General features: G+C 45.3%; 17 protein-coding genes, 1 pseudogene and 1 other annotated feature. Of the genes and pseudogenes, 6 read left to right on the forward strand and 12 right to left on the reverse strand.

Features of this window, described 5'->3' with window-relative positions; genetic code table 11:
- Positions 1 to 9: 9 nt before the first annotated feature.
- The 3 genes from MCG46_RS08890 to MCG46_RS08900 are packed head-to-tail and all read right to left on the reverse strand — an operon-like array spanning position 10 to position 2,279.
- Positions 10 to 573 carry a class I SAM-dependent methyltransferase gene (locus MCG46_RS08890; protein ID WP_240279486.1) on the reverse strand — a complete coding sequence of 188 codons (564 nt, stop codon included), beginning with the start codon at positions 571 to 573 and terminating at the stop codon, positions 10 to 12.
- Positions 563 to 1,516 carry a TIGR01212 family radical SAM protein gene (locus MCG46_RS08895; RefSeq protein ID WP_240279488.1) on the reverse strand — a complete coding sequence of 318 codons (954 nt, stop codon included), beginning with the start codon at positions 1,514 to 1,516 and terminating at the stop codon, positions 563 to 565. The genes MCG46_RS08890 and MCG46_RS08895 overlap by 11 nt, the downstream gene beginning before the upstream one ends.
- Complete coding sequence (locus tag MCG46_RS08900; protein ID WP_240279491.1) at positions 1,503 to 2,279, reverse strand: creatininase family protein; 777 nt, start codon at positions 2,277 to 2,279, stop codon at positions 1,503 to 1,505. Before MCG46_RS08900 ends, MCG46_RS08895 begins: the two co-directional genes overlap by 14 nt.
- Before the next feature lie 132 nt (positions 2,280 to 2,411).
- Here MCG46_RS08900 and MCG46_RS08905 point away from each other — a divergent pair, with 132 nt between their 5' ends.
- Entirely contained in the window at positions 2,412 to 3,782 is a 1,371-nt protein-coding gene (locus tag MCG46_RS08905; RefSeq protein ID WP_240279493.1) for an amidohydrolase, read from the forward strand.
- A gap of 170 nt (positions 3,783 to 3,952) precedes the next feature.
- Here the strand turns inward: MCG46_RS08905 and MCG46_RS08910 are convergent, their stop codons facing one another.
- Positions 3,953 to 5,323, reverse strand: coding sequence for an MATE family efflux transporter (locus MCG46_RS08910; RefSeq protein WP_240279495.1), 1,371 nt, complete (start codon positions 5,321 to 5,323; stop codon positions 3,953 to 3,955).
- Between the two features lie 646 nt (positions 5,324 to 5,969).
- A complete protein-coding gene (locus MCG46_RS08915; protein WP_240279497.1) occupies positions 5,970 to 7,109 on the reverse strand; it encodes a transposase in 1,140 nt (379 codons plus the stop codon).
- 133 nt (positions 7,110 to 7,242) lie between these two features.
- Between MCG46_RS08915 and tnpA the strand changes: the two are divergent.
- Positions 7,243 to 7,586 (forward strand): annotated as a pseudogene (gene tnpA, locus MCG46_RS19630) (IS200/IS605 family transposase).
- A 458-nt stretch (positions 7,587 to 8,044) separates the two neighbouring features.
- On the opposite strand, the gene MCG46_RS08925 reads toward tnpA, so the two are convergent.
- From MCG46_RS08925 to trhA, 6 genes are all read right to left on the reverse strand, one after another.
- Positions 8,045 to 9,355, reverse strand: a complete 1,311-nt coding sequence (locus MCG46_RS08925) for a DUF4153 domain-containing protein (protein WP_240279499.1) — start codon at positions 9,353 to 9,355, stop codon at positions 8,045 to 8,047.
- Positions 9,356 to 9,357: 2 nt separating this feature from the next.
- Entirely contained in the window at positions 9,358 to 9,567 is a 210-nt protein-coding gene (locus MCG46_RS08930) for a helix-turn-helix domain-containing protein (protein WP_020223417.1), read from the reverse strand.
- Positions 9,568 to 9,571: 4 nt separating this feature from the next.
- Positions 9,572 to 10,051 (reverse strand): DUF2975 domain-containing protein, encoded by a 480-nt coding sequence (locus MCG46_RS08935; RefSeq protein ID WP_020223418.1) that lies wholly within the window; start codon positions 10,049 to 10,051, stop codon positions 9,572 to 9,574.
- A gap of 167 nt (positions 10,052 to 10,218) precedes the next feature.
- Positions 10,219 to 11,397, reverse strand: a complete 1,179-nt coding sequence (locus tag MCG46_RS08940) for a hypothetical protein (RefSeq protein WP_020223419.1) — start codon at positions 11,395 to 11,397, stop codon at positions 10,219 to 10,221.
- A gap of 283 nt (positions 11,398 to 11,680) precedes the next feature.
- Positions 11,681 to 12,517 (reverse strand): DegV family protein, encoded by an 837-nt coding sequence (locus tag MCG46_RS08945; protein ID WP_020223420.1) that lies wholly within the window; start codon positions 12,515 to 12,517, stop codon positions 11,681 to 11,683.
- Between the two features lie 50 nt (positions 12,518 to 12,567).
- A complete protein-coding gene (trhA, locus tag MCG46_RS08950) occupies positions 12,568 to 13,221 on the reverse strand; it encodes a PAQR family membrane homeostasis protein TrhA (protein WP_020223421.1) in 654 nt (217 codons plus the stop codon).
- Positions 13,222 to 13,523: 302 nt separating this feature from the next.
- Positions 13,524 to 13,732: a binding site (T-box leader), on the forward strand.
- A gap of 39 nt (positions 13,733 to 13,771) precedes the next feature.
- Between trhA and leuS the strand changes: the two genes are divergently transcribed.
- Together leuS and MCG46_RS08960 are read left to right on the forward strand one after the other, a co-directional pair.
- Positions 13,772 to 16,174 (forward strand): leucine--tRNA ligase, encoded by a 2,403-nt coding sequence (gene leuS / locus MCG46_RS08955; protein WP_240279501.1) that lies wholly within the window; start codon positions 13,772 to 13,774, stop codon positions 16,172 to 16,174.
- Positions 16,175 to 16,272: 98 nt separating this feature from the next.
- Complete coding sequence (locus tag MCG46_RS08960) at positions 16,273 to 16,758, forward strand: dihydrofolate reductase (RefSeq protein ID WP_240279503.1); 486 nt, start codon at positions 16,273 to 16,275, stop codon at positions 16,756 to 16,758.
- A gap of 6 nt (positions 16,759 to 16,764) precedes the next feature.
- Here MCG46_RS08960 and MCG46_RS08965 read toward each other — a convergent pair whose 3' ends face one another.
- On the reverse strand, positions 16,765 to 18,759 hold the full coding sequence (locus MCG46_RS08965; protein ID WP_240279505.1) for a BglG family transcription antiterminator: 1,995 nt from the start codon (positions 18,757 to 18,759) through the stop codon (positions 16,765 to 16,767).
- A 240-nt stretch (positions 18,760 to 18,999) separates the two neighbouring features.
- On the opposite strand from MCG46_RS08965, the gene MCG46_RS08970 reads away from it, so the two are divergent.
- Both MCG46_RS08970 and MCG46_RS08975 read left to right on the forward strand, forming a co-directional pair.
- Complete coding sequence (locus MCG46_RS08970; protein ID WP_240279507.1) at positions 19,000 to 19,407, forward strand: PTS sugar transporter subunit IIA; 408 nt, start codon at positions 19,000 to 19,002, stop codon at positions 19,405 to 19,407.
- Positions 19,408 to 19,424: 17 nt separating this feature from the next.
- Complete coding sequence (locus tag MCG46_RS08975; protein WP_240279509.1) at positions 19,425 to 19,916, forward strand: PTS system mannose/fructose/N-acetylgalactosamine-transporter subunit IIB; 492 nt, start codon at positions 19,425 to 19,427, stop codon at positions 19,914 to 19,916.
- Positions 19,917 to 19,927: the final 11 nt, after the last annotated feature.

The following is a 19,927-nucleotide window of genomic DNA, read 5'->3' on the forward strand; positions in this document are numbered from 1 at the left end:
TCCTCGCGGTCAGGATTCTTTTTTCAATGGAAATGATGTATTTTCCATCCGGCGCAGATGATACAGAATCGGCGCCTGCGGCCGTCCGTCGGTATAGGTGCGGACGCTCCAGGAGGAGTCCAACTGTTCGATCCAGCTGACAATCGCCTGCCACTCTTCCATGCCGCCTGCATGACCACGATAGCAGGCCAGAGACAACAAACCATCGAGTTTCAATAAAGACCGCGCGGCATCCAGGGCGGGCAAGGTAGTCTTGGGGGTTGTAATCATCGGACTGCAGGAATGAGGCAGATATCCGAAGTTGAAAACAATAATCTCAGCCGGATGGTCTGTCCAGCGCGTCAGCTCGGCATGATTGGCCTGCACCACGGTGACATTGGGGAAAGCTGCGGCTTTTTTGCGGGTTTTGGTTACCGCTTCCGCCTGAATATCTAACGCCAGCACCTCGGTTGCCAGCGCCGCCAGAAAAACGGTGTCGTTGCCGCCGCCGCAGGTGGCATCGATGGCAAATTCAACATGGTCAAAGGCTTCCCGAATCCAACGGTGATTGACAGTATTGATGTTATCGGCCATTGGACACCAGCTTTCCCTGCCATGTATTGAGGTTTGCCATCCGCTTGTCAATTTCATTGAGGACGATTGTCTTTTTCTTTGTCCATTCCGGAGCGATCAGCGCTTCACCAGCGCCGTCGCCGGTCAGCCGCTGGATGATGATTTCCGGACGCAGCCGTTCCAGCTGATCCACGACGATCGCGACGTATTCATCGCGTGTCAAAAGTGGGAAGGGTTGCTGCATGTATGTGTCAGCCAGCTGCGTATCCTGCATCAGATGAAGCATGTGAAGCTTGACGGCATGGATCGGCAGCTGATTGATCTGACATGCGGTCTCCAACATCATCGCAGCGTCTTCACCCGGCAGTCCGTTGATCAGATGAACGCAGATTTTAAGCGGCGTGCGGGCTAAGCGGGTAACGGTTTCAACGACTTGGGCATAGTCATGACCACGGTGGATCTGCCGGGCAGTGCGGTCATGAACACTCTGAACGCCAAGCTCCAGCCAGATTTCCTTCTTTGCACAGCACTGGGCGAGCCAGTCAATTTTCTCCTGTTCAAGACAGTCAGCGCGGGTGGCAATCGCAATGGCTGCGACTTCCGGCCGGTCTAAGAACGGGATAAGACAGTCCTGAATTTTGCTGAGGGGGCCATAGGTGTTGGTATAGGCTTGAAAATAAGGGATAAAGTCGGCGTCCGGCCATTTATGACGCATCATTGCCTGACCTTTAGCATATTGGCTCAGCAGCGGTTCAGCCCGATCTCCGGCAAACTCTCCGCTGCCAGAGCGGGTGCAGAACGTACAGCCGCCTGTACCGCAGGTACCGTCGCGGTTAGGACAGGTGAAGCCGCCGTCTAACGGAACTTTGGCCACCTTTTTTCCGAATTGATGGCGCAGATAATAGTTCCAGGTATGATAACGCTTGTTGTCATCGGAATAGATAAAGGGATTATTGGTCTTCATAACACTCCTTCAGCGGTACGGTTTTCAGTTCGCTGATCAGCTGAACGAGGAGCTGGCTGATGGCTTCCAGCATCGCTTCACCCCATTGGGCAGTTGCGGTTTGCGGATGATCCGGTCCCGTCCAGCCGTTATCGCAAAGGACAGAAATAGGTTGGGGCATCGTCAGGGTAACACCGTGAAACTGAACAGTTTTAAAGCCAGTCGTTTGAATGTTTTCGCTGACAGGTTTTAAAATGGAATCCCGGTACCGTTCGGGATGCACGGTTTCCGGACAAATCGCCAACATCGCCGCTGTTTCTTCCCCGCCGCCATGGCCTCCGCCCCAGGCCGGATCGATCTCTTTGGCCATCTGCCACCAGTTGGCGATGACGCCCAGATCACCCTGGGTATTCAGCCGCAGTGCGACTTGTTCCAAAGCCGGCAAATTGCCGCCATGACCGTTCAGAAAAAGAAACCGGCGGGCACCGTGAGTGCGCAGGCTGTTGACGATTTCCTGGACAACGCAGCGCAATGTTTCACTGCTGAGACTGACCGTGCCGGGATAGCCTTTCAGATAATCACAGCAGCCAAACGGCAGGGCCGGCAGCACCAGAATTTCGCTCTGCTTTTCAATCCGCTGAGCCAGGGCCTGCGGCACCAGCGTATCTACGCCCAGCGGATTGTGGACGCCATGACATTCCAGACTTCCGGTGATGATCATGACGCAGTCGTTGGTTTTAAAATAAGCCTGAACCTCAGGCCAGCTTGTTTCCATACAATACATGAGCTGATCTCTCCTTCTCTTTCGATTAAGTGTAAGCGATCTGATCATTTTTTTCAACTTGATTGAGGATTGCGGCTTCTTTGTGGGAAGCAGAAGCGGTATAATAAAGAAAAGAATGGGGGAGAAACCTGAATGAATCGAAATGAAGTCTTAAACGCTGCGGTTGAGGAACAAGCCCAGCTTATCTGCAAAACGGCCGAAGTGATCTGGAAACATCCGGAAACCGGGTTCAAAGAATGGAAAACAAGCGCTTATTTGGAACAGATTTTTACCGACCTGGGTTATGAGCTGGTCAAACCGGAAGGCATTCCGGGCTTTTATGCCGATCTGGAAACCGGCCGGCCGGGACCGAAGCTGTGCATCATGGGCGAGCTGGATTCTTTAATCTGTGCGGAACATCCGGATTGTGATCCGCAGACGAAGGCGGTTCATGCCTGCGGCCATCATGCCCAGGCAGCGGGTCTTGTGGGAGCCGCGGCGGCGCTGAAAGAGCCGGGGGTTCTGGATGGATTGTGCGGTTCGATTCGATTAATGGCCGTACCGGCTGAGGAGCTGATTGAAGTCGGATATCGGGAAAAACTGCGGGCTGAAGGGAAGATCGAATTTTTCGGCGGCAAGGTTGAATTTATGAACCGCGGTTATTTTGAAGATGTCGATCTGTGTGTACTGATTCATACCTTTGACGATCCGTGCTTGAAGCATGTCTATCAGCTGGCGCATGGCAACAATGGCTGCATCGTTAAAAACATTACGGTGCATGGGCTGGCTTCGCATGCGGGCGGATCTCCGGATAAGGGCATTAACGCGCTGTATGCGGCAATGCAGGCCTTGCAGGCGGTCAATGCAATGCGTGAGACCTTCCGTGACGACGAGCATATCCGTTTCCATCCGATCATTACCGAAGGTGGACAAGCTGTCAATGCGATTCCGGATGAAGTCAAGATTGAAAGCTATGTCCGCGGTGCTTCGCTGGAAGCGATTGATCAGGCCAATCGTCGGATCAACCGTGCGATTGCGGCATCGGTGGCGGCGATGGGAGCGACGGTGACGCTGCAGGATCGGCCTGGCTATTGCCCGATGCATGATGACGAGCTGATGAACGAAGCAGCGCTGGCTGCCATGAAGCGGATTGTCAGCGAAGATGAAATTTTGATTCAGACGCAATGGGGGACCGGCTGTACGGATATGGGCGATCTGTCCGCGGTGCTGCCGACGATCCAGCCAGGTTCCAGTGGATCCATTGGGGCTTATCACGGCAAGGATTTTCAGATCGTTGATCCGGAAAAAGCCTACATCATGCCGGCCAAGGCACTGGTCTTTATCGCTGATGAGCTGCTTCAGAATGAGGCTGCAAAAGCCAAGGAAATCATGGCCCAGTTTAAGCCGCTCTATGCTTCCCAGCAAGCCTATCTGGCAGATGCCCGGCGGCGTTTTCTGGATAAGGAAGCTGTTCAACTGAATGCGGATGGAACAATCACGCTGGATTTTCAGAACCTGGAATAGCTGTTTATAAAACAGTTCACATCAAACTGAAACCGGGGAGCTGACAACCAGGATACAAATCAAAACAGACGTATCGTCTAAACGGCGGTATGTCTGTTTTGTTATGCAGCAGAGGCAGTGTGAATATAAAACCTTATTTATCTTCCTTATGCTTTTATAAAGTAGCATCACTATTTCTCATTTTCGGAATGGTTTATCAGCCTTTTACTTTCCCAAACTCGGCTTTTGAAATAGAACAAACCAACGATAGCGGGTAAAAGCGGGGAAACAGCTTGTCCGATATAGACACCTGAAAATCCGATATTCACGATGAAAGCCAACAGCCAGCTTACAGGAAGCCGGACGATGACCGCATCTAAAAGGGCATTTATCATAGCAACATTGGCGGAGCCAATACCAATGGCAAAGGAGTCAAATGTATACATAACTGCATAAATCAAGCTGTTTATTCCGCAACATATTCTTAAATACAGTATGCCGTCTTCAATCACTTCCTGGTTTACTGGGTTAAACAGCATAATGACTTGTCTGGCAAATATTTGAACAAATAGGATTACGATCAGTGTAATCATAATATTGAAGTACATTCCTATTTCTGTTGTCTTTTTGACGCGTTCTATATGATTTGCGCCCATATTCTGCCCAACCATAGCTGTAACGGCCTGCCCGATTGCCGAACAGGGCATACCCGCAAATGTGTTGACTTTCAATCCAACGCCAGATGCGGCAGCCACCGCCACACCAAAATGATTGAGCATACCGGTGATCATAAGATAAGAAATATTGACAACTACCATCTGAATAGCCGTAGGCAATCCTACTTTTAAAATAACGATTAGCATTTCTCGTTTAATCGCAAAGTGTCGTACCTTAAAATCAAAGATAAAGTTGTTTCTTTTTAAATGAATGATTGAAATTAAAAGGGAAGCTCCTTGTGAGAAAATGGTAGCATAAGCCGCGCCTTTTGTCCCCATGCCCAAAGATCCAACCAAGATGACGTCCAGCACAATGTTTACAAGTGTCGCTATTGCGATAAAATAAAGTGGACTTTTGGAATCCCCAAAGCCTTTCATAATGGAACAAACAGCATTATAGCCAAAGACAAATACAGTGCCATAGCAAATAATTTGCATATATTCGCAAGCGTCCTTCATCGAAACGGCGGGTACATTTAGCAGCCTAAAAAGAGGCTGATATACGAGTAATCCTAAAATGGTAACGATCAGCGAAGCGATGAGGGATATTGTAAATAGTGTTCCGACTGTTTCACTTTGTCCTTGTTCGTCATTCGCTCCTTTAAATTGGGCAACTAATACAGTGCCGCCCATGGTAACGCCAATACAAATTGAATTGATGATAAAACTTATCATAGATGCATTACTGATGGCGGCAAGCCCTGTTTCTCCTACAATTCTGCCAATAACCAACATATCGACAATACTGTAAAAGGATTGTAATAGATTAGCAAGGAGCATAGGAAGGGCAAATAGGATTAACGTTTTCGATACATTTCCTGTTGTTAAATCCTGTTTTTCTTTCATTAGACAATTTCCTTTCTTAACGCAAAAAAGCAAAGGGTAAACACGAGAATGTGCGCCCTTTGCTTATTAAAGCATAGCAGCTATAAACAAAAGGCCGCAGATAAAACATTGTCTGCGACGCGATGAGTATAAAAAAATTATCTATGGATAAGAACAAGTCAAAAACTACTTCTCAGTCTTGGAATAAGTCTTTTCATAAAATGTTTTTATATTAGGCTCCGCACAATGTTTTGTAATATACAGTTGTTCGGAGCTATCTTCAATACAAAATTTCCCGTATAACTTCATTGTGCTCACCCTTTCCTTTAACTTTTGCATTTTAATTATAAACACACTCACTCAATGATGTCAATTTATTATCTTAAACCATACAAACATATGAGTAATAGTATTTCCGATGATAAAACATTTGTTCGTAAAATTACATCACTCTTGGATATTCGCGATGTTTATCCTAAAATATTAATCGCGAGAACACGACACGAAACTTATCAATGTCAACTACCCACCACCTAAAGGTAGTGGGCTTGCAACTGCCCAGTCGTAGTAACGGCTTACGCCTCCGACCTTTAAACCCCAATAGATATTGATATCTAAAGTGGCGTTACATCCTAGGGTGGTTGACGGCACCCTTTACAACAAAGATTTACTCTGCTGTAACTCTATTAGGTACTTGACTATCTATAAGATAGTTTATTCCCATACGATATAGATTCATAGCTCCAATACGGTCATCATTGGATTGATAACTACAGTTCTTGCAAGTAAACAAATGTATTTTCTTGTTACGATTCGACTTTTCAATATGTCCACATACCGGACAACACTGACTTGTATAACGAGGGTCTACTTTTAACACAAGAGATTGAGTCTGTTTCGCTTTATAAGCAAGTTTTTGCTCTAAATCATAGAAAGACCAAGACACGGATACATAACGGTCTTTTGTGCGAACTCGTTCTGTCGCAGAACGCACATCCCTTAAATCTTCTAAAACAAAGAGTGTATGCTTTGGGTTAGATTCCACGAGTGCCTTTGATACTTGATGGTTAATATCTTGCATCCAACGGTTTTCTCGTGACCCGATAGCCTTCAATCTTCGTCTAGAAGATGGAGTCTGACGCATCTGTAGTTCTTTACGAAGTTTAGAATAATGAGCACGCATTTGCTTTATAGCTTTACCGCTAACAAAACCCGATTTATGTTGACTATCGTAAGTAGCAACAACAAAGTTAATACCTCTGTCGATGCCGACAATATTGCAAATTTCGTCATTAGAACATTCTTCTACTTCGTAAGTAACGGGTATGTGTAAAAAATATTTACCATGCTTATTTACAAGTTTGGCTGTGCCAAATTTATAGATACTATGGTCAAAATATTGAGACATACCCTCAGTGAAATAGGGCAGCTTTACACGACCACTTAATGTATTAACTGAAAAGCAGTCCTTCGTAAGAGAATAATCTCGATTCCAAACAAGGTCATATTGTGGCTTTTTAAAATTAGGTTTCATCCACTCATTCTGATTTTCAAGAATGGTTTTATATCTCGCAATAACCGTCTTTAAAACAGACTGAGCCATTTGAGATTTTAAGCCAAACCGATCTCGCAGGTCAGAATACAGTACCTTATTAAGGGCAAACTGCTTTAAGTTGTGTGTTTGGAATACATAGTTTGAAACATAATTACAAGCATCTGTATATGTAGACATAGTAGAAGTAAGCAGTACTTTATCATCATCACTTGGAGCTATCTTTATTTTAGCTGTAACTGTAATTTGTGCCATCCGTGTCCTCCTTTCATTAATATTCTATTGAGTTAATTATAGAGCATTTATCCGTGAAAATCAACATTTTGAGGTGGATTATGGATAAGAGTATAATTGTCATAATAGACGTAAATATAGTCTCAAAGTACGTATTGTGCTCGTGACAAAATATCGTAAATAATTACTTCAAGGTCATATTGCGGACGATACAAAACAAAGAACTATGCAAGGCATATACTAGGGAAATAATAGCTATAGAAATGGAAAAAGAACATGTACATTTTTTACTCGGTGATGACGCAACAGATAGAGTATGTGATATTGTAAAAATTATTAAACAGGAAACAACTCATTATCTTTGGACTAAATATTATAATTTTCTATCTAAACACGATTTGGAAGAAACGCATATTTTGGTCTGACGGCTATTTTGCTTGTAGCATTGGAGAAGTATCATCAGCTACGATACAAAAATATATCGAGAGCCAAGGTTAATAGTTAACCATTTACAAGGCTCCTCCTATCGTCTAAAGACTGTAGGTTTTCGCCTACTAAAAACGAAAGAATTTAATTTATGAAGGTGTACAAATCATTGATATTTGTCGTTGGTTAAGTGAATAGCCTATTATCACTTTTTGAAAAAATCTTTATAAGTGGTAATGAACATCCATAATTACGCTAAAGGATTGTAGTAGATTAGCTCCTGTTGTTCAATCCGGCTTTTCTTGCATTGAACAATTTCCTTGCTTAACATAAAAAAGCAGAGGGTGAACACGAGAATGCGCATCCTTTGATTCTTAAATCATAGACTTATAAACAGAAGGTCGCAGATTATCTGCGACCCGATTAGTATAATTAAACTACTTATCAGCAACGTACGAAAGTATCTTAACCACTTGTTGAGGACGCTTTTATGTTTATCGGCTAGGATAACAGCGTTGAAAGAAAGTTCATTACAGCAGGGTAATCCAGTTTTCCAATGGAATGCAGCATAACAGCGTAAAGCTAGTGACGCTGTACAAGACAGTCCAGCGGGCAGCTGGTATGTTTCGAAATAAACCAAGAAAAGCAAGCAGGGTGGCTGCGCTGAGTACACTCAATGCCCAGACAGCCAGGATCCGACGTAGTGTCAAACCAAAAACGAACGTGTAAACACCCAGCTTAAACCCGGCCAACAGCACAAAGGCGAATGTGCACAGACAGAACAACTTTGCTGCCGCATGCAGCCATTTCGAGGTAAGTAGGGGAACTTCACTGATGCTGCGCAGAGCCGCCAGCACGCTGAGGTTGAGGATCACGATGCCGCACAGCTGCCAGAACCCTTGGACGGCGTATTGACAGGCTACGGTGACCGTGATGGCTCCGCTGATCAGCAGGCGCAGATAAACAAAGGCTTCCACAGCAAAGAACAAAATGTAAATCAAACACAGCACGCTGAGGACTAAGGCTGTTGTGAAGGCAGGCAAAACCTGGATTCGGGCCATGCTTGTTTTCCATTGAGACTGAGAAAACAAGGGTTTCGTTGAGGCTAAACATCCTCCGGCTAAGCCGAACAACCATGCGCCAACCGGCAGGGAGAGGATCAGCGTAAGCATGATCTGAGGTGAAACTCCGCTGAACAGAATAGTACCTGCCGCTGCTGCAACTTCCGCGAAAAACGGATCGGCGCCGCTTAACAAGCTCCACGCCAACATCCCAATTCCGCCGGCTAGAAACAGTGAGAGTCCAATCAATCCAGGACTCAGCTTCTGACCGCTGCGATGAGCCAAATAATCCCGTACAGCTATACTTAAGACATGAATTCGAAGCAACATCCGCCGCAGTGGCCCAATCAGACCACCCCAGACGAATTCCAGAAGAAAGCTGCCGCTGGTCTGATTATGAATCAAACACTCTGTTCGGCAAAGCGTCCAGTAGACAGCTTCCAGATGCAGTGCAAGGATTTGCCACAGCGCTAAGAAGCTGACGGGCTGATAGAAGCATAAGGAAGCAGCGGTGAGCAGCAGGCAGCCCGCCCAGATCCGGCTTTCCGAACTAGCTTTCCGCTCTAACCGCTCAGCTCCCTGACTGATGAGCAGGATATAAAGCAAGGTGAAAAGGATTACGGCTGGATTGCGATAAGTCATCAATCGAAAATCCGCAAACCCCATCACATAGCCGACATACAGAAAGGCCATGGGAAAGCTGAGAAGGGCGGCCATTGTCCATGAAAACTGAACCGTGGGTTTACCGCTTTGCACTGTCTTTGCATTTGCCTCGCTCATGCTCAGTCCTCACGCTTAAATTCCAGCAGATCGCCGGGCTGACAGTCCAGAACATCGCAGATCTTGCATAAAGTATCAAACTTAATGCCTTTGGCTTTGCCATTTTTCAAGATGGATACATTAGCCATGGTGATGCCGATGCGCTGCGACAATTCAGTGACGCTCATTTTGCGTTTGGCAAGCATGACATCTAAAGTAACATTGATTTCCATTTCACTACACCATCAATTCGTTCTCAGTCTGAATCTGTTCGGCAATCGTGACCAGATAGGCCAGGGTATAGGCGGCTACAGCGATGAGCCCACCCATCGTCATTAATCCCAATCCGCCTAACATCAATGCTGGATGCAGGATATTGATCGCCAGAGCATACAGACATCCGAGCAGACACAGCGCGGTGTCAAACAGAGCCAGGCGGCAGATCCAACGTAAACCATCCGCGTTTTCCGTACAGAAAGAACGATTCCTTCCAATTCGCGTACAGATTTGCCAAAACAGGAACAGCGCAATATAGAGAATGAGCGCGGCTGAAGCGGAGAGCAGCTGCAGCGGCAATTCTTCATTGAAGGTTCGGCCGTAAAACTCAATTAAGCTGTGCAGCAGTTCTGGAATGGCAAGTGCAAAAACGACAAGTCCCATTGCAGCTAAAATGAAAACAAACAGTTTCAGCAGAAAAGCCAATTTACGATTATTCATCTTATCAACCTCATTTCTGCTTTGATTATAACAGAAGAAATATAAAAATCAATAAATATTTATCGTTTTACAATAAATATTTTCTGCGATTCGCTTTTTTGTGTATAAAACAGCGGATAAAAAAATCCGAAGCGATCCTTCGGATTTCAAGACTTTCTATAATCACTTTAACAGCTGCGCAAAAGCTCAGCTACCGCATGTTTATCTTCGTTGGTTAAAATTTCAATCATTGTTTCATAGGAAATATCTTGATTATCAGGGCAGCTCAGATAACCAAGATAGCCTTGGGAATAACAGACCAATACATCTTTCTTTAAATCGAGATTCTGCATGTACCCTGAGAACAGCTCAAACGGATTAAAGATCAGCCGGAAAGGGCCGAAATTAACGCGGGTAAAGCGAACCTCGTCAGGCAGCATACTCAGCATGCCGCGGTATTGTTCAACCATTTTCGCTCCGGTATGCAGCTCGCGGATTTCTTTGTCGCTTAATCCTGAGGTATCCATCTGATCCAGATCGATCTTTTTCAGGGTCTTATGAATCGGCAGTCTCTGTTCCTTCCACTCTAGCTTCAGCGGCTGCATCCGCGGCGTCAGCTTCATCATCTTTTCCCAAGCAGAAGCGATTTCGTTCGCCAGCCGGATCACCTCGTCATAATTCTTAGCCTGACGGGTGAAGCGCGTTGAAACATCACCGCAGGGACCCTGTAAGAAGAGGAAGAACTCCTTCGGATACCGCTGTTTCAGAATGTCCAGGGCTGCGCCTGGATAATCGGATGACAGATAATCAGCATCCTCGGCTGAAATCGTAGGATGACAGTTATAAATTAAGAAGTTGCCGATCCGCAGTCCTTCTTTAAAGAAGCTTAAGACGCCGGCGGTAACATATTGATCACTGCCGCCGGATAACCGGCAGCGGCCGACACCGGTAAAGTTGCGTACCTGATAGGACACGGTCAGCGGAGCATCTTCACTCATCCGACAGTTTCTCACAAGATTAAGCAGCTTGATATCCAGACTTTCAAGATAAGGGGTATTTTCTTCAATAAAACCCAGCGCATTGCATAAGGAAGGGGCATAATGCGTATGCGAACAGCTGAAGATGATCAGCGCGTCTTCGCCGATCGACTGCCGCAGCGATTCCTCCATCCGTTCCTGAACATCCTGCGAAATTCCCAGTGAATCAAATGTAATCAAAATAACTTCCCGATTTTCGTCTTCCATGCGCAGACATCGGGCGTATAAGTCTCCGCGTACTTTGTTCAGCGGTTCGGTCTGCGTCAGAAATCCGACCGGCAGACAACTGAAGGTAGGATTGATGCAGACTTGATTGTAACCAATTTTCACGTGATATCCCTCATTTCAAAATTAATTATAAAACGACTGGTTTGAAAGCGCAATCTTTTGTCCTGTTTTCCGGGTATTTGCATGAAATCTGATGTTGGATTTCATGCATGCCGTATTCGGAATGAACCTTTTCCTGGAATCTGTCTTCTGGAATGGAAGGAAGCAGAAAGAAAAGTTGAATCTTCTTGAAATAGAAATTAAATGCTGCAAAGCGGAGGATACGATAGTTTTTACTGTCAAAAAAACGGCGCATTGAGTTTAGCGCCGTTGGCTGAAAATATCGTTACAATTCAATCGACTGAATCGCGATGCACCGCGGTCCACCCTGAGTGATGAACGCACAGGATAAGTCATACAGAACACATTCAGCTTCAGGAAAACGATCTTTGACCTTCGCCAGAATTTTCTCTGCCTGTTCTTTGTTGAAAGCATGAGATACGCTGATCTGAACACGGGCTTTTTGAACATGTTCTTCCAGATGACCCAGAACGGATTTGATTGCGGCATCAAAGCTGCGGCCAACACCGAACTTTTCTAACCGTCTTCCTTCCTCAGCCTGAATCATGATCGGCTGCAGTTTTAACAGTCCGCCCATCGCGGCTGCCATCGGCGTGCACCGACCGCCGCGCTTGAGATAACTGAAATCCTGCGGCAATAAAAACGAAAGGCTCGTTGCGATCTTCGTTTGCAGCGTATCCAGAATTTCTTCGATCTGCGTGCCTTCGTGAATCAGCCGTGCGGCTAAATCAACAAGATAACGATGCGGTCCGCACAGGGTCTGAGAGTTCACGACATGAATCCGTTCAGGATGTTCGGTATGCAGCCGGGCAGCCTCAGCTGTCTGGTAGGTGCCGGATAAACCATCGGCCATAGAAATGACAAGAATTTCATCCTCCGGATATTTTTCAAACAGCTCGACCAGTTCGCCCATCGAAGGCTGCGAAGAGGAAGGAATGTAGCCAGCTTTGATCAGATTCAGAAAAGCTTCGGCATCGATGTCTTCATATTCACGGTAAGTTTTGCCGTTGATGGTGACGCACAGCGGGGTGATGTCGCAGGGCAGCGCCTTGCCTTCTTCAATGGAATACAATGTGGAAGAATCAGAAATTAAACGAATCATAGTTGAACTCTCTTTCTTTACTTTTTTAGATTGTACAAGGATTTCAAACGCTAAAGGAGAATAAAGACCAGGACAGCGATGAAGTGGAAGAAGGAACCCAGCAGAATGAACAGATGAAACAGTTCATGAAACCCCCAGGCCTTCGACAGATCCGGCTTTTTGATCATGTAGATGACGGCACCGATGGTATAGGCGACCCCACCCAGTGCGATCAGCATCAGACATCCTGAAGGCATTTTGGAGAATCCGCTCCAGTCAAACAGCACTGCCCAGCCCATTGCCAGATACAGCAGCGTATACAAGATCCGCGGGGCATTCAGCCAGCAGATCTTGGCAATGATGCCGGCCAGGGCAATCGCCCAGATCACAACGGCAAACGTAATTCCTTCCTGACCCGGCAGATATGTCAGACACAGCGGCGTATAAGTGCCGGCAATCAGCACATAGATCATCGAGTGATCCAGCTTGCGGAACAACGTATGATGCGGATGATCCCAACTTAATGTGTGATAATAGCTGGAAGCACTGTACAGGGCAATCATCGAAGCACTGAATACGCAGCAGGCCAGAATGGTTTTCAGCGATCGTTGGTTCGCGATCCCGGCTCCAATAAACACCGCGGTAGCGATGACGCCGAAGCAGGCGCCGAGAAAGTGGGTGTAGCTGCTGATCGGATCCTGAACATCCTTAAACCAACGAAACATAAGATCAACTCCTTCAACAATCTAGTTTTGAAAACTAGATCACATAAATATCATATCATATTGATGAGGAAGTTCAACTACAAATCTTGGTTTTTGTCTAAGCATATGCTTATTTCCTTGTTCATTTTCTTATTGTAGCGGTTTTGGTATCAATTGAAAAGCCTTTCGGGAATATTTTTACCTCGAATAAATAAGAAAAAAAGCTGTCTGAAGAAAACCTTTCACAGAAAAGAAAAAATGAATGAAAACCCTTTGATTTCGGCAAGATTTAATTGACTTAAAATGCAAATTTTGCTATTCTTGAATAAGCGATGAAAAGGAATAGTAATTCTTGAATCTGACCTTGAGAGAGTCGGTGGCAGGTGAAAACCGATGGCAGATCAGAATGAACTGGCCTTGGAGCTGAATCTGAAAAGAAGGGTTCCGTGATTCCTGCGTTAAAGGAAAAAGAGGGGCACAGGAAGATTCTTTTCTGTGAACTAAGGTGGTACCGCGCGCTGACGTCCTTAGATTGAGGGCGTTTTTTGTTGCTTAAGAAAGGATGAAATCAATGAGTTACGATCACAAGAGTATTGAATCAAAATGGCAAAAGACCTGGGAAGAACGCAAAACCTTTGCGACGGATGCCTGGGATTTTTCCAAGCCGAAGTTTTATGCTTTGGATATGTTTCCTTATCCATCCGGGGTTGGTCTGCATGCCGGACATCCGGAAGGGTATACCGCAACGGATATCGTCAGCCGAATGAAGCGAATGCAGGGCTACAACGTCCTTCATCCGATGGGATTTGACAGCTTTGGCTTGCCGGCGGAGCAGTACGCCATTCAGACCGGCAATAACCCGAATGGATTTACATTAAAGAATATTGAAACCTTTAAGCAGCAGCTGAAAATGCTGGGTTTCAGCTATGATTGGGATCGTGAGGTCTCAACATGCGATCCGTCGTTCTACAAGTGGACACAGTGGATTTTCAAGCAGCTGTTTGAAAGCGGTTTGGCCAAATGTGTTGAAATGCCGGTGAACTGGTGTGAGGAATTAGGCACCGTGCTGGCCAACGATGAGGTCATTGACGGCAAGAGTGAACGCGGCGGTTATCCGGTTGTGCGCAAGAACATGCGCCAATGGGTCATCGACATCGTGCAGTACGCTGAACGTCTGTTAGAAGGCTTAGAGGAAATTGACTGGCCGGAATCAACCAAGGAAATGCAGCGCAACTGGATCGGCAAGTCGATTGGGGCACTGGTCGATTTTAAGGTGCAGGGACATGATGAACAGTTCACAGTCTTCACCACTCGCTGCGACACGTTGTTTGGCGCTACCTACTGCGTTCTGGCGCCGGAGCATACGCTGGTCGATCAGATTACAACGCCTGAGCAGAAGGCAGCCGTAGACGAATACAAGCGGCAGTGCGCGACGAAATCCGATCTCGAGCGGACGGAACTGAATAAGGAGAAGACCGGAGTGTTCACCGGCGCTTACGCCGTCAACCCGGTTAATGGCAAGCCTGTTCCAATCTGGATCTCTGACTATGTTTTAGCCACCTATGGCACCGGCGCAATTATGGCTGTCCCGGCTCATGATGACCGCGACTATGCGTTTGCCAAGAAATTTGGTCTGGAAATTATTCCAGTACTGGAAGGCGGCAACGTCGCTGAAGAAGCCTGGACACAGGATGGTGTGCATATCAATTCAGGCTTCTTGAATGGATTAAACAAGCAGGATGCGATTGAGACAATGATCAGCTGGCTGAGTGAACATCACTGCGGTGAGCGAAAAGTCAATTACCGGCTGCGGGAATGGATTTTTGCCCGGCAGCGTTATTGGGGCGAACCGATTCCGATCGTTCATCTGGACAACGGTGATACCGTGGCCTTAAGCGACGATCAGCTGCCGCTGATTCTGCCGGATCTGACAGATTACAGTCCGTCGAAAAGCGGAGCTTCCCCGTTGGAAAAAGCACAGGATTGGGTTCAGGTTGAAATCGATGGTGTAAAGGGCCATCGTGAAACAAGCACGATGCCGGGCAGCGCCGGCAGCAGCTGGTATTTCTTACGCTACATTGATCCGCACAACGAAAAGGAATTGGCCGATCCTGAACTGCTGAAGCACTGGTTGCCAGTAGATCTGTATATCGGCGGACCGGAGCATGCGGTCGGACATTTGCTTTACAGCCGGATGTGGAACAATTTCCTGTATGACAAAGGGGTTGTCCCTGTGAAGGAACCATTCCAGAAGCTCGTTCATCAGGGAATGATCTTGGGCTCCAACGGAATTAAAATGGGCAAGCGCTTTCCGGAATACGTCGTTGATCCGAATGTGATCGTTGAAAAGTACGGCGCGGATACGCTGCGTTTGTATGAAATGTTCATGGGGCCGTTAGAGGCCAGCAAGCCATGGAGTGAAAAGGGTGTCGACGCTGCGCGCAAATGGCTGGAGCGTGTCTGGCGTTTAGTCATGGAACAGCCGGAGAAAATTACGGATGAGCTGACGCCGCAGCTGGATTACATTTACAACTTCACGGTAAAGAAAGTCACGGAAGATATTGAAACGCTGAATTTCAATACGGCGATTTCCCAAATGATGATTTTTGTCAACGACTGTTACCGCGTGGAAAAGATCAACCGCAATATGCTTTTAGGCTTTGTCAAACTGCTGAGTCCATTTGCCCCGCATATTGGAGAGGAAATGTATCAGCAGCTGACCGGCGCCGAATCCATCGCTTATGAAAGCTGGCCAACTTATGATGAAAGCAAGCTGGTCAAAAACGAAACGGAAGTCGTCGTTCAGGTCAATGGCAAACTGCGCGGAAAGTTCATGGCCTCCGTGGATGCCAGCGAAGAACAGCTGAAAGAAAAAGCATTGGCGGTCGAGAATGTCCGTCCGTTTATCGAAGGAAAGACGATCCGCAAGATCATTGTCATTAAAGGCAAGGTCGTCAACATCGTCGCCAATTAATCTTGATTAAGCAGCCAGGCATGCCTTTCCAGCCTGGCTTTCTTCTTGATTCAAGCGAAGTGAAGCATAAGAAAAAACGAAAGTAAAGGAAGTGAATGATGAAAATAACAATCATTGCCGCTTTGGATGAGAACTGCGGAATCGGAAAGGCCGGTCAGATGCCTTGGCACTGTCCTGCGGATCTGCGTCAGTTTCAGGAATATACAATGGGGAAAGTGTTGCTGATGGGACGCAAGACAGCCCAGCCATTGCTGCAGCGCCTGCCGGGCCGTCAGCTGTTAATTCAAAGCCGTACTCTGCAAACTGCGGATTTTCCAGTTGTCCGATCTATCACTGAAGCTTTAACCTGGATGCAGAATCATCCCCAATATCAGGAACTGGTCATCGGCGGAGGCGGAGAGATTTATTCTCAATGGCTGCCCTATGCCGACTTTCTCAGGCTCAGTATTATTTCCGGATGTTATGAGTGCGATACATTCTTCCCTGCCTGGAATCAGTGTGAATGGACTTGTCAGAAGCAGACAAAGGAAAAGGAATTTATTTTACAGGAATGGAAACGAAAGATAAATTCGGTACTCATTTAAAAGTTTTTAGGATTTAAAGCGAATCAAGACTTCACAGGTCAGCTTTTTTAAATAGCTGGCTTTTTCTTTTTTCAAAATTTCCATGTCGCAGTGGGTCAATAACTGCATCAGATAAATTTCTGAGACTCTCAGCTTCAATAAAGATGAAAAATCCAAAGCACAGAAAATGACGGTTGAAATCTTATTGCCTTTATGCGTGAATTTGCCGTCAGACAGAAAGACATCAATGCCTTCTTTCCCATAATCTTTTTTATTTCCTATCAACAAAAGCGTTTCGTTAATAATCTTGAAATCAATGGTTTTTTCAATCTTTTGAAATTCGTCGATTAATTTCTGAAATTTCGTTGAAGTCCGGCAGTTTTTATAGACTACAAACTGATAGATCTGCAATAAACTTGAAAATTCAATATTTTCATAAAATCCGATGTTCTCATCTTTAATAAAATATTCATCAATCAGAAAGACGTCAGAAAAAGCCTGGGTTAAATGCAGCTTAGTTTCAATATTTCGTTCTTCAAAGCTGACTTTATAATAAGGCAGATCATAAGAGTAAAACTGAGGAAGCGTACTGAAATCGTAATTGGTAATGATCATATCAAAATCAGAATAGTTTAAATGACGGATCTCATAGAGTTCACATAATCGTACTTCTTCAATATAAGCGTCAAATTCACCAGCTATTTGACGAGCGATAAAAGCCGAATAGGCGATTCCGGCACCGGAAGTCACCAAAATCCGTTTTTTTCGAATCGGAATTGGAATTTGCAGCAGAAATGTCATAAAAAAATTGATGAAGCGGAAATAATCATCACTGGACAGAGAAAAATGCCACTTGTTTTCCAAATGTTCAGCCATTTCAAAACCCAGATATACGGCTAGCGGAGAGACATGCGAAAACTTATTCGTAATAACCCCGCCAAAGGTGATCTTTGCTTCAAAATGAAAATAGTGTTTGATCATTATTTGAGCTAAATGTGTGGCAAACCCATCTTTGAAAGAAGGGTAATCACAAAACTGAAGATTGTAACGCTGATTTAAAAAATTAAAACAGTCATTGCGGATGTGCTGACAAGCATCCGCAATTGGCGAACATGTTATAGATTGATTAAATTCATATGCATTTTCGACGTCCACACCACCCATCATTAATGCCGCAAATTGATAGACCTCATTCTGATCCGAATGAAAATAATCCGGAAAGCATTGATGGAGATGACTAAAAAGCGCAGCGCTGGGCTTGAGGAAAGGCGTTTTATCCAAGAAGGAAAAAGTCGGACTTTCAGCTATCCAATATCCATATCTGCGCCGATTCATCATGATCATCAGATAGAAAGACAACCAGATAAACATAGCATCAGTAAAATGGAGCCCGCTGCCGGAAATAAAGATTTTAAATTCCCTGCGGATTGCCAGAAATAAATCCCGATCACAGTAAATATAAAGGTTATACGTTGTATCATCCTGCTTGATAATTGTCTGATGATGAAGCGGTCCAATGAGCTGAATGATGGCCATCCGGAAATTGATTTCCAATCCGGCCAGCTTAATGCCTTTGCCTTTTTTATGCAGAATCGTCAGCTGATGATTTTTAAAATAAGTTGTGATATCTGAAATAACGGGGCTTAATGCACTGCGGGAAAAGTTGAGCTCTTCGGCTAAATCATCTATTTTTACCCAGTCGTCAATTGAGACCAGCTTGCGGGCAATGTAGAGGAAGCTTTCATTTTCATTGTACTTGATCTGATTGAGGACGGTGCAGGTCACATTGATCTGATCCGCAAAAGCCCGATAAAGAGCTTCGTCTTCCACCTGAATCTCAAATCCGTAGTTTCTTCGCGAAAAGATTGAAAATCCATTTTCCATACAGGCTGGCTGCATTTCCTTGATTGTATCGCGGATCGTTCGCGAACTTAATTTCAGCTGCTTTGCGATATCGCCGGATTTGCAGGGAGCGGGGTTGCTGAAAAAATAATAAAGAATTCTTAACTGACGATTATTCATAATCCTGCTCCTTTAATTCGATTAACTGGGGTTGTTGGAAATCGGGTATTGAGTTCCATTTCATTATAACGAACATAACGGAGCCTTTTCCGTGTAAATATTTTCCAGTATTGATAACGGAAAAAATGAAATTTCCATTAACTATGTGAAAAAAAACGGATGGAATCTTGAGTAATGGAAAAGTAAAATGAATTTAAGAAATGTTAAGCGCTTACATTTTGAAGGAGAGGAGTCGATAGATTGCGATTATTATTGGGTTCACACGGTCATCTGGCAAGCGGTATGGCAACAGCAATTGAAATTTTAGCTGGTCCTCAGCCGCATCTGACGATTTTGGATGCCTATGTAGATCAGAGGAACATCGACGAAGAATTAAAAGCCTATTTTGCTTCTGTTCCATCCGAAGAAACCGTTGTCATGCTTTCCGATCTCTATGGCGGAAGCGTGAATCAGAAAATGTATTTGTATTTGGAACGGCCTCATACGTATTTAATTGCGGGCGTCAATCTGGCCTTAGTTTTGGAACTTTGTATGCAGTCGGAGGTGTCGCTGACAACTTTGCATCAGCTGACGGAACAATCCCGTCAATTACAGCGGGTTGTACTCTATGATGAAGCTCCGGAATTGGAAGATGGGGAATTTTTTTAAAGAAAAGAGGAAAAACAATGATTAAGTTATGCCGTCTTGATGATCGGATGATCCATGGACAGATCGTTACAAAATGGTCACGGGTGATTTCTGTTGACCGGATTATCGTTGCCAACGATCAGGCCGGAAGCAATCCGATCATTGCCAAGTCACTGTTAATGGCTGCCCCCGGCAACATGAAAGTTGCAGTAAAAACGGTGAAGGAAGCGATTGAACTGCTCCATAATCCCAAAGCAGCTGCGCATGATATTCTGCTGATTGTTGCCAATCCGCAAGACTTACTGACGGTTGTGGAACAGGTCGAGGGAATTCATCGGGTGAATATTGGAAACTGGGGACTGCTGGAAGCCAGTGATGGCAAAGTGCGGGAAACGGTCTCCCAGTTTGTGGCCTTATCAGAAGATGAAAAAGCGATTCTCGCCAAGGTCAATGAAAAGGTCGAGGACTTTGTTTTACAAGTTACGCCGGATGTTTCGGCCATCAAGGTATCATCCATCTTAAAGAAATAGAAAAGGGGAAT

It is taken from the genome of Holdemania massiliensis (assembly GCF_022440805.1).
Lineage (GTDB): Bacteria > Bacillota_I > Bacilli_A > Erysipelotrichales > Erysipelotrichaceae > Holdemania > Holdemania massiliensis_A.